This window comes from Clostridium sartagoforme AAU1, from assembly GCF_000401215.1.
In the GTDB taxonomy this organism is placed as follows: domain Bacteria; phylum Bacillota; class Clostridia; order Clostridiales; family Clostridiaceae; genus Clostridium; species Clostridium sartagoforme.
In genome coordinates this window covers 1-14,197 of record NZ_ASRV01000043.1, presented here as the reverse complement: position 1 = coordinate 14,197, position 14,197 = coordinate 1, and the positions used below count along the sequence as shown (strand labels likewise).

At 28.2% G+C, this 14,197-nt stretch carries 15 protein-coding genes and 1 pseudogene; all 16 read left to right on the top strand.

Translation table 11 applies throughout. The features are described from left to right. The first annotated feature begins 18 nt into the window (after positions 1-18). The 16 genes and pseudogenes from A500_RS03865 (at position 19) to malQ (ending at position 14,078) form a co-directional block, all read left to right on the top strand. Positions 19-751: pseudogene (locus tag A500_RS03865) on the top strand (MurR/RpiR family transcriptional regulator). A 316-nt stretch (positions 752-1,067) separates the two neighbouring features. Beyond that, positions 1,068-2,507, top strand: a complete 1,440-nt coding sequence (locus tag A500_RS03860) for a glycoside hydrolase family 1 protein (protein WP_016206281.1) — start codon at positions 1,068-1,070, stop codon at positions 2,505-2,507. 34 nt (positions 2,508-2,541) lie between these two features. Next, positions 2,542-2,847: a PTS sugar transporter subunit IIB gene (locus A500_RS03855; protein ID WP_016206280.1), complete on the top strand. Its 306-nt coding sequence runs from the start codon at positions 2,542-2,544 to the stop codon at positions 2,845-2,847. 40 nt (positions 2,848-2,887) lie between these two features. Then, on the top strand, positions 2,888-4,225 hold the full coding sequence (locus A500_RS03850) for a PTS sugar transporter subunit IIC (protein ID WP_016206279.1): 1,338 nt from the start codon (positions 2,888-2,890) through the stop codon (positions 4,223-4,225). 26 nt (positions 4,226-4,251) lie between these two features. Next, positions 4,252-4,566 carry a PTS sugar transporter subunit IIA gene (locus A500_RS03845; protein ID WP_016206278.1) on the top strand — a complete coding sequence of 105 codons (315 nt, stop codon included), beginning with the start codon at positions 4,252-4,254 and terminating at the stop codon, positions 4,564-4,566. A 265-nt stretch (positions 4,567-4,831) separates the two neighbouring features. Further along, positions 4,832-5,158 carry a DUF1904 family protein gene (locus A500_RS03840; RefSeq protein ID WP_016206277.1) on the top strand — a complete coding sequence of 109 codons (327 nt, stop codon included), beginning with the start codon at positions 4,832-4,834 and terminating at the stop codon, positions 5,156-5,158. Between the two features lie 146 nt (positions 5,159-5,304). After that, positions 5,305-5,949: a thioester domain-containing protein gene (locus tag A500_RS03835; protein WP_016206276.1), complete on the top strand. Its 645-nt coding sequence runs from the start codon at positions 5,305-5,307 to the stop codon at positions 5,947-5,949. 26 nt (positions 5,950-5,975) lie between these two features. After that, a complete protein-coding gene (locus A500_RS03830; protein WP_016206275.1) occupies positions 5,976-6,518 on the top strand; it encodes a phosphatase PAP2 family protein in 543 nt (180 codons plus the stop codon). 168 nt (positions 6,519-6,686) lie between these two features. Further along, a complete protein-coding gene (locus tag A500_RS03825; protein ID WP_016206274.1) occupies positions 6,687-6,878 on the top strand; it encodes a hypothetical protein in 192 nt (63 codons plus the stop codon). Positions 6,879-7,142: 264 nt separating this feature from the next. Next, entirely contained in the window at positions 7,143-7,631 is a 489-nt protein-coding gene (locus A500_RS03820) for a hypothetical protein (RefSeq protein WP_016206273.1), read from the top strand. 249 nt (positions 7,632-7,880) lie between these two features. Continuing rightward, complete coding sequence (locus A500_RS22025; protein WP_083935661.1) at positions 7,881-7,994, top strand: helix-turn-helix domain-containing protein; 114 nt, start codon at positions 7,881-7,883, stop codon at positions 7,992-7,994. Positions 7,995-8,222: 228 nt separating this feature from the next. Further along, positions 8,223-9,431 carry a sugar ABC transporter substrate-binding protein gene (locus A500_RS03815; RefSeq protein WP_016206272.1) on the top strand — a complete coding sequence of 403 codons (1,209 nt, stop codon included), beginning with the start codon at positions 8,223-8,225 and terminating at the stop codon, positions 9,429-9,431. Positions 9,432-9,495: 64 nt separating this feature from the next. After that, positions 9,496-10,413 (top strand): carbohydrate ABC transporter permease, encoded by a 918-nt coding sequence (locus A500_RS03810; RefSeq protein ID WP_016206271.1) that lies wholly within the window; start codon positions 9,496-9,498, stop codon positions 10,411-10,413. 1 nt (position 10,414) lies between these two features. Further along, complete coding sequence (locus A500_RS03805; protein ID WP_016206270.1) at positions 10,415-11,308, top strand: sugar ABC transporter permease; 894 nt, start codon at positions 10,415-10,417, stop codon at positions 11,306-11,308. 89 nt (positions 11,309-11,397) lie between these two features. Continuing rightward, positions 11,398-12,417, top strand: coding sequence for a LacI family DNA-binding transcriptional regulator (locus tag A500_RS03800; RefSeq protein WP_040436499.1), 1,020 nt, complete (start codon positions 11,398-11,400; stop codon positions 12,415-12,417). Between the two features lie 185 nt (positions 12,418-12,602). After that, positions 12,603-14,078 carry a 4-alpha-glucanotransferase gene (gene malQ / locus A500_RS03795; RefSeq protein ID WP_016206268.1) on the top strand — a complete coding sequence of 492 codons (1,476 nt, stop codon included), beginning with the start codon at positions 12,603-12,605 and terminating at the stop codon, positions 14,076-14,078. Positions 14,079-14,197: the final 119 nt, after the last annotated feature.

The following is a 14,197-nucleotide window of genomic DNA, read 5'->3' as shown; positions in this document are numbered from 1 at the left end:
TAGCAAAGGAGATGAGTAATGTTTAGTTATAATAAAATACAAAGTTTAAATGAATTAGAACTATCCCTTTATAATTATATAATGAAAAATAGTGAAAAAGTAATTTATATGAGAATAAGGGAATTAGCAAATGAAGCTCATGTGTCAACTACCACTATACTAAGATTTTGTAAGAAATTAGATTGCGAAGGATTTTCAGAATTTAAATTAAAGTTCAAAATGTACATTGAAAAAGGTGGAGGAAAATCATTAACAGATAATACCTCAATGATAATTGATTTTTTAAAAAAGGCACAAAGCATGGATTATAGAGAAAAAATAGATATGGTTTGTGATGAGTTAAATAATGCCAATACAATAATATTTGTTGGAATAGGATTTTCAGGTATTCTTTCAAAGTATGCAGCAAGATATATTTCTGCAATAGGTAAAAATGCTATATATATATATAGATGATCCGTTTTATCCTATAAATATTAAATGTACAGAAAATTATGTTACTATTGCATTTTCTGTGTCTGGAGAAACTCCAACTGTAATAGACCATATAAATAGGTTAAAAAGAAAGGGTAGTAAAATAATAAGCATTACCAATAATGAAGATTCAACTTTAGCAAGAATATCAGATATAAATATTGGTTATTATGTGCAACAAGAAAAAACAGAAGAAAACGATATTACAACACAAATACCAGCGTTATACATTATTGAAACAATAGGTAGAAAATTATATAGAAATTATAAGGGATAGATGAATAGCATCTATCCCTTATAATTTCTATATTTATACAATTTACTACAATTTATTTAACCAGAATTAAAGTAATTAACACATAATGCCCTTTAAATATACAATATTTAAATATTATATTAAATTTTGAAAAATAAGATTAGAAAAAATATTTATAGATATGAACTTAAAGCTCCATAAAATGTAAAACAAATTGTTATATAAATGGAACAATTTATATAAGATAAAAGTGTGTTTTTTTAAGGGGTGAAACTGATTACAAATATATTTTTGTAAGATATAATATAATCAAGAAGTAGGAAGGGAGGAGGTAATATTGATTCACAAGAAACTTGATAAATTCAAAAGTGATTTTTTATGGGGAAGTGCATCTGCAGCATATCAAGTTGAAGGAGCTTATAATATTGATGGAAAAGGCTTAAGTATATGGGATACATTCAGTGAATTACCTGGAACAACCTATGAAGGAACAAATGGTAAAGTAGCAGTAGACCATTATAGAAGATATAAAGAAGATATAGCTTTAATGAAAGAGTTAGGATTGAAAGCGTATAGATTTTCAATAGCGTGGAGTAGAATCTATCCAAATGGAAGAGGAGACATAAATGAAAAAGGATTAGAATTTTATGATAACCTTATAGATGAACTTATTGCTAATAATATAAAGCCTATAATAACGATATATCATTGGGATTTACCACAGTATCTTCAGGATTTATATGGAGGCTGGGAATCTAGAGAAATAATAGATGATTTTAATAATTATTGTATAACTCTTTATAAAAGATACGGAGATAGAGTTAAATATTGGGTTACATTAAATGAACAAAATGTATTTATACTTTTAGGCTATAAGATAGGAATACATCCACCAAAGGTACAAGATGATAGAAGAATGCTTAAGGCAAATCATATAGCAAGCTTAGCAAACGCAAAAGCAATAGAGTCATTTAGACAATATGTATCAAATGGTATGATTGGTCCAAGTTTTGCTTTCACACCTAATTATGCTTATACATGCAAGCCAGAAGATGTTTTAGCAAGGGAAAATGCGGAAGATATGAATTGTCATTGGTGGTTAGATGTATATTGTTTTGGAAACTATCCAGCATTTGCACTAAGTAGATATGAAAAGGAAGGAATAGCTCCGGAAATTGAAGATGGAGACTTAGAACTTTTAGAAAGGGGAAAACCTGACTTTATAGGTATAAATTACTATAGAAGCGAAACTGTTGAAGCAAATTCAATAGATGGTATAAGTAATTTTGAAGAAATAAATACATCAGGAAAAAAAGGAACATCTAAAGATTATGGAATTCCAGGTAGCTTTAAGACAATAAAGAATCCAAATTTAGATAGAACTAACTGGGATTGGGAGATAGATCCTACAGGATTAAGAATAGGCATAAGAAGAATTAATAGTAGATACAGGCTTCCTATATTAGTAACGGAAAATGGTCTTGGTGAATTTGATAAAATCGAAGAAGATGGAAGTATAAATGATGATTATAGAATAAATTTTATAAGAAATCATGTAATAGCTTGCAAAGAAGCTATAACTGATGGGGTAGAGTTATTAGGATATTGTACATGGTCATTTACAGATTTACTAAGCTGGCTTAATGGATATCAAAAGAGGTATGGATTTGTTTATATAGATAGAAATGAGAAAGATGAAAAGGATTTAAAACGTATTAAAAAGAAAAGTTTTTATTGGTATAAAAATGTGATAGCTACTAATGGAGAAGAGCTTTAAATATAATTAAAAATAAATTTTAGGAGGAATTATTATGAAAAATATTTTATTAGTTTGTGCAGCAGGTATGTCAACAAGCCTATTAGTAAACAAGATGAAAGCAGCAGCAAAGGAAAAAGGAATAGAAATTAATATTGATGCACTTCCAGTTTCAGAATGTTCAAGTGTTATAGATAAAGCAGATATAGTACTACTTGGACCACAAGTAAGATTCCAAAAACCACAAGTAGATGCTTTAGTTAATGGAAGAATACCGGTACAAGTTATAGATATGAGGTTATATGGAACCATGAATGGTAAAGTTATCTTAGAAGGTGTATTAAAAACTCTTGGAATTTAACAAGAGGTTTAATAAATAAAAAATATGAGGGGGAAAAACAATGAGCTTTATGACAAAATTAGAAAGTAGCATGGAAAGAATACTTGTTCCAATTGCAACAAAGTTAAATGCACAAAGACATATTGTTGCTATTAGGGATGCATTTATCTTAACCTTCCCAATTACAATGGCAGGGGCGTTAATGGTATTAATAAACAATGTTTTACTTCATCCAGATGGATTTGTAGCTAAACTTATTCATTTAGGAGATTTAATACCTAATTTAGCAGACTATCAAGCTATATTTGCACCAGTATTAAATGGATCTTTAAACATTTTAGCAATTTTTATAGCATTTTTAATAGCAAGGAATCTTGCGAGAGCTTTAGGTGCAGATGACTTATTAACTGGACTTACTTCAGTGTCAGTATTCTTTATAATGTACCCATCAGCAGTTGATGGAAACCTTACAACTCAATATATGGGACCTCAAGGTCTATTTGTTGCAATAATAGTTGGATTATTAGTAGGTGAATTTTTATCAAGACTTTCTAAATCTCCTAAACTTGAAATTAAGATGCCAGAACAAGTGCCTCCAGCAGTTTCTAGAACATTTAAAATATTATTACCAATAATGATAGTAACAGTTGGTTTCTCAGTTCTTAACTTTATATTAAGTAAAGTTACAAATGGTGGTGGAATTCACACTATGATTTATAATGCATTACAAGCACCATTAACTAAACTTGGAGATAATATTTTCTCAGTAGTAATTATGGTTTTAGTATCAAATTTATTATGGATAATGGGTATACATGGACCTAATACTATTGCAGCAGTAAGAGAAACTATGTTTGCAGAACCAAATGCAGCTAACCTAGCATTTGCACAAGCAAATGGAACAGCATGGGGTGCACCATACCCAACAACTTGGGTTTTAACTGATGCTTTTGCTAACTATGGTGGTTCAGGTATGACATTAGGATTACTTATAGCAATATTCATATTCTCTAAAGCAAAGGATCAAAGAGATATTGCTAAACTATCTATAGGACCTGGATTATTCAATATTAATGAATCAGTAATATTCGGTTTACCAATAGTTCTAAATCCAATATATATAATACCTTTTTTAATAGTACCTATAGTAAATGTTCTTATAGGATATGGTGCAATAATGCTTAAGATTATTCCACCAATAGCTTATGGAGCTGTTTGGACTACTCCAGGACCACTTATTCCGTTTATAGGAACTGGTGGAGTATGGATGGGCCTTGTAGTAGGATTTGTTTGTTTAGCAGTCAGTGTATTAATTTATGCTCCTTTCGTTATAGCATCTAATAAGGCAGCAGCAAAATCACAAGAAGAAGGATTAAATGCAGATACAGAAACTATGTAATAAATAAGATAGATAGGAGAATAATTATGAATGAACTAGAATTAGTTGCTTTTGAAATTATAAGCAACGTAGGTATGGCTAAATCTTTGGCAATAGAAGCAATAAGAGATGCTAGAAATAATGATTATGATGAAGCAAACAAAAAAATAGAAGAAGCTAAAGGATTTTTATTAGAAGGGCATCATGCACATTCTGGATTGATTCATAAGGAAGCTAATGGTGAAAAGCTTGAGTTTTCTTTGATAATAATGCATGCTGAAGATCAATTGATCAGTGCAGAAACTATAAAAGACTTAGCTATAGAGCTTATAGAAATGAATAAAGCAATCAATAGTAAGTAAATAAATATGTGTATAAAATAAACAATAGCAAGTGAATAAATATGCATATAAAATAAACAATAGAGGTAGCTAAATGAAATAATTTAGACTACCTCTATATTTTTTTATAGATAAAACTATACAAAATAGATATATATATAATAAGTAAAGAAGTTTAAATATATGTATATGTAAGTAAAATTAAAAGTTATGCATAAGGATTTTATAAATACTACTAATATGATATAATTTTGTTAAAAAGTATAGAAATGGAGAGTGTCCTATAATGCCAATCATTAGATTTAAAGCAGTAGAAGCTAAAAAAGTTTGTGATATAAGTAAGAATCTAGTAGACGATCTTCAGGAATTAATCAAATGCCCAAGAGAGTATTTTAATTTAACAGTTGATCAATCTTTATATGTAAGAGATGGTAAATTTGTTGATGGTGAAGCAATAGTTGAAATTTCTTGGTTTGATAGAGGACAAGAAATTCAAGATAAAGCGGCAAAGATAATCACCAATTATGTTAACTCAATAGGATATTCTAATGTAGATGTTATCTTTTTTAAGTTAGAAGAAAATAGATACTATGAAAATGGTGAGCATTTTTAATGAAACTATAATTATTAAAGATAAAACAAGGTAGGATGTTACGATATCTTACCTTGTTTTATTATGAATAATATTTATCACATCTAGTATTATTTAAACTTAATTTGATAAAAATAGTATAAAGTCAATTAAGTAGGAGTGATAAAATGAAATTTAAAAGAAAAAGTATAGCTATTGTTTTTATATTAGTTTTATTAATATTAAATTTTAGCTCTAATTACTTTGCAATGCAATTAGGAGATGAAGTAAAAATATCAACAGGAGATTATTATGTTGGAGAAATAGAATATGAAAATTTTATTATTAAAGCAAAAATGATAAGAGCATTGGAAACTGAAGAAATAGGTTATTGTTTAGAAATTGAAAAATTATATCCAAGTGGAGAGATCTTTAAAGGTATAGGCTATGCCACTGATGGATTAGCTGGGATAATATCTGAAGGTTATCCTAATAAAAGTTATGGAGAAATAGGGTTATCTTCAGAAGAGGAAGCATATTTTGCAACACAAATTGCAATATGGAGCTATGTTGAAGGATATGATATAAATGGATTTAAAGGAAACAATAGAGTTGTCGAAGCAATAAAAAAGATATATAATCAAGGAATAAGTAAAAATTCAGAAGAATATAATAATCAATATAAAATATATAATTATAATGATGAAGTACAGGATATAGCATTAATTAAAAATTATAGAAGTGAAATTATAGAAGAAAACTCAAGTAAGTTAACTCAAGAAAATTCAAGTGCATTGGATGAAAATCAACAAAGCATTATTTATGGAAAGTAATAAATACATATTTTACTGGGGGAATTATGTGGGAGTATATAAATTTTATAGATTTAAGAATTTTAGAAATTATTAGAACATATTTTTCTAGCTCTTTTATGGACAGTATAATGGTATTAATAACTAAGCTAGGAGATAGAGGATTAATCTGGATTATAATATCAGTAATATTACTAGTAAGTAAAAAATATAAAAGAATAGGAATAACAATGATAGTTGCTCTATTATTAACAAGTATCATTGGAGAAGGTATAATAAAGAATATAATACAAAGACCAAGAGTGTTTAATTCCATAAATGATATAGAGCTTATAATTAAAGCTCCATCATCCTATTCTTTTCCTTCTGGGCATACTGCATCTTCATTTGCAGCAGCTATGGTACTTGGGTATTATATAAAAGAATATAAGTATTTATTTTACTTTTTAGCTTTTCTTGTGGCATTTTCAAGATTATACTTATGGGTACATTATCCATCAGATATAGTTGGTGGAATGATATTTGGAATTATATGTGGGTATATAGCTATTAAAATAATAAACAATATAGTAACAAAGAAAAATTCATAAAAAAAGCTTGTTGAAGAATAGAAGTTTTCAGCAAGCTTTTTTTAATTTAATATTGTTTATATAAAGAATTATTAAAATTTTAGTTCTACACTATCTAATATATAAGTATAAATTCATAAAAAAGTGAAAAAATAAAAATATAGATTACGCTATAAGGAGGTGTATTTTATGGAGGATGATAAAATTCAAAGAAAAATGAAAAAGCTATATAGACATGTTAAATCAGGTAGATTAACTGAAGAAATAGCAGATGAAATATCTGAGATAATGGAACATGTAGAAAATATGGGAGAAGATGCAAAAAGAAATATTTCAGGTATCGTAAATGATATGAAGAGAGCTATGAAAAAAATGAAATAATAAATCAACTAAAAAGCTTAAATTAAAAAAAGCTTTTTAGTTGATAAGTATGGCTAAATACAAGGGGTTCAAGTTGTTTTTTGTGAGATAACACAAAAAAATAAATAGCTAATTGTATTAAAATACTATTGAATAAAAACGATTGCACGAGTATAATCTAGTTACAAGGTAAAGTTAAATACTATAAAAACAAAATTTCTTATTTTTCTGGAAACGTTACCTGCTTCATAAATATTCAGAAAAATTAAATTATGGGGGAAGCTTATGTATGGGTTAAAAAACTCTTTTCAAAAAATAAGTGAAGAAATTCAAATTCCCTTCAAAATAAGCGAAAAAGATGGATCTGTAATAGCTGACTTTCTTCAAGGGAAAAATTCTAAAATTGTAAGCAGTATTTTAAGAATACCAACAGAAGAACTGTTACTAGAAACCTATGAAAATTATAGTAACTGTATGAGTTTATTAAAATATTGTTTAGAGCAAGAATTAAGTAATGCAGTAAAATCTAAAGAAGAAATAATATTAGACATAATAAAAGGGAAAGAATTTTCTAATGATATTCTAAAAGAGGTTATAAAGGACAAGCCGTTTAAATTAATACTTATTCATTTAAAAGACAAGCATTCTAAAGCTTTAAAGTTAATAGAGAGAAAATATTTAGGTGACGATAGTATTATAGTTGTTCAAGATGAATACATTGTTATTATAAGTAAAAATGATATAAGTGATGATAGTATTAAAGAACTTTTTTAGCAATCAAAAAAAGTATAACAGAAAAGTGTTATATAAGTTATTGTAAAATTGATGAATATAGTGAACTTAAAGAAAAATTTGAATATCTTAAAGATAATTTAGAAATATGTTTAAAATATAATTTGCAATCAAAGATATATACTGAAAATTCTTTATTAGTAGAAAAATGATAGAGAATGTAGATGAAAAAGAAATAACTAGAGTATATAAAGAATTTAATGATATTTTTCTAAGTTAGATGAGGATCTTATAAAAACAATAGAAATTTTCTTTAGTGAAGGTTTAAAAATAAGTGAGTCAGCAGATAAGTTATATATTCATAGAAATACATTATTCTATAGAATAGATAAAATAAAAAAATAGTAAACTATGATATATCCAATTTTAATGAAGCAGTAGAGTTTAAAATTTTATTTTTATTGTGGAAAGAATCAGGATATAAAAATAAATTATAAAGTTTGTTGGAAACGGTACCGGTAAGGTTACCTGTAAACAATATCACAAATAAAAAAATATTATAAATTTAGTTAATAAACCTAATATGGTTTATAAATATAAAGATCTAAAATTAGATTTTGGGAGGAATTTATTATGGTAAAACGTTCAAAACTATTAGCAGTTTTAATTGCTGGTATAATTGCTACAACTTCTTTAGTTGGTTGTGGTGGAAAAGATGAAAAAGGCGGTACTGCCAATACAGAAAAGAAAACTTTAACAGTTTGGTCACACTTTACTACTAACGAAGTTAAAGAATTTGAAAAAGTAGCTAAAGCTTGGGGCGAAGAAAATAATGTTGAAGTAAGTGTTGTTGAAGACCAAGGAAAGTTCCAAGAAATGATTCAAGCTTGTCAAAGTGATAATGGTCCAGATCTTATATTAGGAGCTCCACATGATAATTTAGGAACGTTCCAAAAAGCAGGAATAACAGCAGAAGTACCATCAGGAATGGTTTCAGCTGATAAATATACATCTCAAGGTATAGTAGATGCAGTAACTATAGGTGGAAAGGTTTATGCAGTTCCATTTGCTCAAGAAACAACAGGAATGTTCTATAATAAAGACAAAGTTAAAGAAGTTCCAAAGACAATGGAAGATTTAGTTGCAATGGCAAAAGAAGTTGGATTTGAGTATAATATAAATGATTTCTTCTTCTCATATGCATTCTTATCAGCAGGTGGTGGATATGTTTATAAAAACAATAATGGTACTTTAGATCCATCAGATATAGGTCTTGGAAATGAAGGTGCAGTAGCAGGACTTCAATTTATTTCAGATTTAGTTAACAAAGATAAATTAATGGCAGCAGATATAACTGGAGATATAGCTAAGGGTGATTTTACATCAGGTAAATCTGCATTCTATTTCTCAGGTCCATGGGATGTTTCAGGTGCTAAAGAAGCTGGATTAAACTTTGGAGTAGTTCCAATGCCAACTTTAAATGGAAAAGCTCCACAAACATTCTTAGGAGTTCAAACTTCTTTTGTTAATGAAAATTCAAAGAACAAAGATCTTGCATGGAAACTTATGGAGGAGTTTGTTAATAAAGGACAAGATATAGTTTATAAAACTGGTAGCAGAATTCCAGTATCTAAAGATTATGTAGTAGATGATGAATATACTAAAGCATTTATGGAACAAGCAAAAGTTGCTATGCCAATGCCTAATATAGTAGAAGTTCAAGCTATGTGGGAACCAGCAGCTAATAACTTAAAGTTATTAACTTCAGGTCAAATAGATGCTAAAACAGCTGGAGAAAATATAGTTAATCAAGTAAAAGAAGGTATTAAACAAATAAAATAATATATGTAGCTAAATAGAGATAGGTGTAATGCCTATCTCTATATAAAATAAAGGAGGATTGTAAATGGGAATGAAGAGTAAAAGTCGTAAAGCTTACTATTTCTTAGCACCAGCACTTATTTCAATATTTATATTCACATTGCTTCCAGTACTTTCAACAGTATACTATGCTTTTACTGATTATACTCAGTATTCAAAAGGTGAAATTAATTTCGTAGGTTTTTCAAATTTTATAGAGGTTTTAACAGGACCTTTTAAGGAAACATTTTTACCTGTATTTGCATGGACATTAATTTTTGCAATAATATCAACACTTGGATGTTTCTTTTTAGGATTAATTATAGCATTAGTATTAAATAATCCTAATATAAGAGAAAGAGGATTTTATAAAGGTGTATTAATATTACCTTGGGCACTACCAGCATCAGTTGCAATTTTATCATTCCAGGGGTTATTTAATGGTAGTTATGGTCAAATAAACAATTTATTAATGCAATTGCATATAATACAAGAGCCAATAAAATGGTTAACAGATCCTAACTTAGCAAGAGTAAGTATAATAATGGTTAATATATGGCTTGGATTTCCATATATGATGAATGTTTGTTTAGGTTCATTGTCAGCAATACCAGAAGTTTATTATGAAGCAGCAGAAGTAGATGGTGCAACAAAGTGGAAACAATTCACACATATTACATTACCAGCAATAACTAAAACTGCTTACCCACTAGTAATATCATCCTTTGCATTTAATTTTAACAACTTTGGATCAGCCTTCTTAATAACAGGCGGTAATCCTCCAAGATTAAATACTCAATTTGCTGGATACACAGATATATTAGCATCAGTAAACTATAAACTTTCAATGCAATTTGGAAGATTTGAGATTGCATCAGCACTTAGTATAATAATATTCATAATAATTGCATCAATTTCATTTGTTCAAATGAGAGCATCAGGTCAGTTTGAGGAGGTTGATTAATATGCAAACAGAGGTAAATTTAAAGAGTTTAGTAAGAAAAAAAGATAAAGTAGTATATAAAAAGAAATTAAGATCTGATGAAATTAGAGCGGCTTGGTTTGGTAGAATTTTTATTTGGATAATGATAGCAATAACATTATTTCCTATAGTGGCTGTAATTTCTGCATCAATGGCAAAAGGAAGTGCATTTACACAAACAACCTTCTTTCCATCAGAATGGACTTTAGAAAATTACAGAAGAGTATTTGAAAAAACAAATTTCTTATTATGGTTAAAAAATTCACTAATTTTGTGTACAGCAGTAGCATTAGTACAATTAGTTTTATCAGTTCCAGCGGCATTTGCTTTTTCAAAATTAAGATTTTGGGGAAGAAAAAATGGGCTTATGAGCTTATTAATTCTTCAAATGTTCCCAGCAGCTATGGCGTTACCAGCAATAATGGGAATAGTTTTCACATATAATTTAACTAATAAGCCATTAGTATTAATATTAATACTAGCTGGTGGTAGTGCATACAATATATGGCTTTTAAAGGGAGCAGTAGATGGAATACCAGATGAATTAGTTGAAGCAGCTTATATAGACGGAGCATCAACTTGGAAGGTATTTTCGGTAATAATATTACCTTTACTAAGAAATATGTTAATAGTTATATTCCTATTTGCATTTATAGGAGCTTATAGTGAATTTATGTTTACTTCAGCAATATTAAAAAATGCAGAGGTTCAAACTATAGTAACTGGATTACAAAAGTTTATTAAAGACCAATTCTCTGCAAACTGGACTATGTATTCATCAGCAGCAGTAATGGCAGCTTCACCAATAGTGATAATATTCATGCTTCTACAAAAGTATATAGCATCAGGTTTAGTTTCAGGATCAGTAAAAGAGTAATTCATCATTATCTTAATCCTGTACTGTAAATAAATAGCAATTAATGGAAACGATACCGAATAAATTGTCGAAATTTGGAGGGAGTTATGATAAACATAAGAGATATTGCAAGAATTGCGGGGGTAGGAGTAAGCACTGTTTCAAGGGTAATTAATAATCATCCGGATGTTAAAGAGCAAACAAGAGAACGGGTATTAGAAATAATAAGGGAAAACAACTATATACCTAATAACAGTGCTAGAAATCTTAAAAAAAATAATACAAATAATATTGGGGTTCTTATAAAAGGGGTATTTAATCCTTTTTTCTCAGAAATGTTAGATTCTATAAGTAAAAGAATTTCTAAGGCTGGATATTCTATGATACTAGAGCATCACGATTATTTAAGTGATGATGAGATGAATAATCTGATTTCAATGATAAAAGAAAAAAGATTACAAGGTGTAATTTGCTTAGGAGGAAACTTTACAGAAGCAAGAAATGATGATTTTAATGATATACAAGTACCAGTTGTATTAACTTCTATAAATCATAAATATGGAAAAGAGTTTTCAAATTTTTCCTCAGTATCTATAGATAATGAAAAATCAGCTTATCTTGCAACAAAATATCTAATTGAATGTGGACATAAAAATATAGCTATATTATTAGGAGATGAAAATGACTTTGGAATTGGATATCTAAGAGAAGCTGGATATTTAAAAGCACTAAGAGAAAATAATATAGAATTTAATAGTAATTATAAAATTCTAGGTAATTATGATTATAGAGGTGCATATGAAGAAACTAATAATCTTTTAACAAATAATAAAGATATTACAGCTATATTTGCTATATCAGATATAATGGCTGTCGGATGTGCCAAAGCAATAAAAGATAATGGTCGAGAAGTAGGTAAAGATGTTGCTGTAATAGGATTTGATGGTATGGATATTAGTGAGTTTTATAATCCTACCATAACAACAGTAATACAACCTAAGTTAGAAATGGCTAAGATAAGCGTTGATTTATTATTAGATTTAATAGCGGATAAAACTGATAATAAGCATGTAATACTAAATACAGAGCTTATTCATAGAGAATCAACTAATTTTAAGATAGAAAATTAAAAAATTAATCTACTTATAATAACATAATCTATTGTTATTATAAGTAGATTAAGATAAATTATATAGATTAAAATTGATTATTTTATACCCTCAATATTTAAAGCAAAAACTTTTATGATTAGTTTTATTAAATGCCTTCACAAATACAAAATAGAATAGGTTTTATTAGAAATGAGGTAAAATTTATGGAAAGAAGTAGCGGGATATTAATGCATATTTCATCACTACCTGGAAAGTATGGAATAGGTACATTTGGAATGGAAGCGTTTGCCTTTGTAGATTTTTTAAAAAAGAGTGGACAAAAGTATTGGCAAATACTCCCTCTAGGGCAAACTAGTTATGGAGATTCTCCATATCAATGTTTTTCAGCATTTGCTGGTAATCCTTATTTTATAGATTTTGAATTATTAGAAAAAGATAATTTATTAAAAAAAGAGGATTATTCAACTTTAGATTATGGAATAAATGAAAATTGTATTGATTATGCAAAGTTATTTATAAATAAAAATAAAGTGTTAAGAATTGCATATGAAAATTCAAAAAATAAATATAATGAAGAAATAAATGAATTTGTAGAAGAAAATAAGTTCTGGTTAGAGGATTATGCTTTATATATGGCAGTTAAGAATCACTTTAACTTAGTTAGTTGGCAAAATTGGGATGATAATATAAGACTTAGAAAAAAGGAAGCCATAGATTCTTATAAAGTATTATTGAAAGATGAAATTAATTATTGGATATTTATTCAATATATATTCTTTAAACAATGGTATAGTTTAAAGAAATATACTAATGATAACGGAATTAAAATAATAGGTGATATTCCCATTTATGTAGCAGAAGATAGTGCAGATATTTGGAGTAATCCACAATACTTTAATGTTGATGAAAATATGTTACCAATAACAGTGGCTGGATGCCCTCCAGATACCTTTTCAGCTACTGGACAGCTTTGGGGAAATCCTATATATAACTGGGATAACTTAGATAGAGATGGTTATAGCTGGTGGATTGATAGAGTTAGAGAGAGTTTTAAATTATATGATGTAGTAAGAATAGATCATTTTAGAGGCTTTGAGGCATATTGGGAAATACCATATGGAAATAAGACAGCTGAGTTTGGTCAATGGACTAAGGGACCTGGAATAAAATTATTTGATGCTATAAAAAATAGTCTTGGCGAAGTAGATATAATAGCAGAAGATTTAGGAATGATGACACAAGGAGTAATAGATCTTAGAGATACTACAGGATTCCCAGGAATGAAAATATTACAGTTTGGATTTGGTGATGGGGATAGTAGAGATTTACCACATAATTATCCAATTAATTGTGTAGCATATACTGGTACACATGATAATGATACTATTTGCGGATGGTATAATGTTACTGGAAGCAAAAATGAAATTGAAAAAGCTAAAAAGTACTTGAACTTGACATATGAAGAAGGAATAGCAAAAGGATTAATAAGAGGTGTCTGGGGAAGTCCAGCTTATTTAGCAGTAACTACAATGCAAGATTTATTAGGACTAGGTAATAATGCTAGAATGAATATGCCTTCAACATTAGGAGGAAACTGGGTGTGGAGAGCATCTAAAAAAGACTTTAGTGAAAAATTAGCAAAAGAAATTTATTCTTTAACTAAATTATATGGTAGATGATTTGATTTACACTAATCATTAATAAATTTCCTATAAATCACAAATAAAGCTCATGGAGAGAATATTATCCATGAGCTTTATTTATAATAATAACATGGACTCTAATTTACAATTGTTTT

Coding starts and splice junctions, on each gene's coding strand:
- A500_RS03855 (WP_016206280.1), top strand. CDS start 2,542: ATGAAAAATATTTTATTAGTTTGTGCAGCAGGTATGTCAACAAGCCTA.
- A500_RS03850 (WP_016206279.1), top strand. CDS start 2,888: ATGAGCTTTATGACAAAATTAGAAAGTAGCATGGAAAGAATACTTGTT.
- A500_RS03845 (WP_016206278.1), top strand. CDS start 4,252: ATGAATGAACTAGAATTAGTTGCTTTTGAAATTATAAGCAACGTAGGT.
- A500_RS03840 (WP_016206277.1), top strand. CDS start 4,832: ATGCCAATCATTAGATTTAAAGCAGTAGAAGCTAAAAAAGTTTGTGAT.
- A500_RS03835 (WP_016206276.1), top strand. CDS start 5,305: ATGAAATTTAAAAGAAAAAGTATAGCTATTGTTTTTATATTAGTTTTA.
- A500_RS03830 (WP_016206275.1), top strand. CDS start 5,976: ATGTGGGAGTATATAAATTTTATAGATTTAAGAATTTTAGAAATTATT.
- A500_RS03825 (WP_016206274.1), top strand. CDS start 6,687: ATGGAGGATGATAAAATTCAAAGAAAAATGAAAAAGCTATATAGACAT.
- A500_RS03820 (WP_016206273.1), top strand. CDS start 7,143: ATGTATGGGTTAAAAAACTCTTTTCAAAAAATAAGTGAAGAAATTCAA.
- A500_RS03815 (WP_016206272.1), top strand. CDS start 8,223: ATGGTAAAACGTTCAAAACTATTAGCAGTTTTAATTGCTGGTATAATT.
- A500_RS03810 (WP_016206271.1), top strand. CDS start 9,496: ATGGGAATGAAGAGTAAAAGTCGTAAAGCTTACTATTTCTTAGCACCA.
- A500_RS03805 (WP_016206270.1), top strand. CDS start 10,415: ATGCAAACAGAGGTAAATTTAAAGAGTTTAGTAAGAAAAAAAGATAAA.
- malQ (WP_016206268.1), top strand. CDS start 12,603: ATGGAAAGAAGTAGCGGGATATTAATGCATATTTCATCACTACCTGGA.